General features: G+C 64.8%; 1 protein-coding gene. It reads right to left on the bottom strand.

Annotated features, from left to right (window positions below; all coding sequences use genetic code 11):
- On the bottom strand, positions 1-401 hold a 401-nt coding region (locus ACI0FO_RS29450; RefSeq protein WP_416032098.1), incomplete at both ends, for a malic enzyme-like NAD(P)-binding protein.

The following is a 401-nucleotide window of genomic DNA, read 5'->3' on the forward strand; positions in this document are numbered from 1 at the left end:
GGCTTGAGCACGCCGCCTGCCGACAGGCCCAGGAACACGTCGGCGTCCTGGATCACGTCGGCCAGCTTGCGGGCATCCGTCTTCTGCGCGAAACGCGCCTTGTCCGGGTCCATCAACACGGTGCGGCCTTCGAAGACCACGCCTTCCAGGTCCGTCACCCAGATGTTTTCCAGCGGCAGGCCCAAGTCCACCATCAGGTCCAGGCAGGCCAGGGCGGCGGCGCCCGCGCCCGAGGTCACGACCTTGACCGACTTGATGTCTTTGCCCACGACCTTCAAGCCGTTGATGAAGGCGGCCGATACCGTGATGGCCGTGCCGTGCTGATCGTCGTGAAAGACCGGGATCTTCATGCGTTCACGGAGCTTGCGCTCGACGGTGAAGCACTCCGGCGCCTTGATGTC

Origin of the sequence: Achromobacter marplatensis, from assembly GCF_049060505.1 — a bacterium.
In the GTDB taxonomy this organism is placed as follows: domain Bacteria; phylum Pseudomonadota; class Gammaproteobacteria; order Burkholderiales; family Burkholderiaceae_B; genus Achromobacter; species Achromobacter marplatensis_A.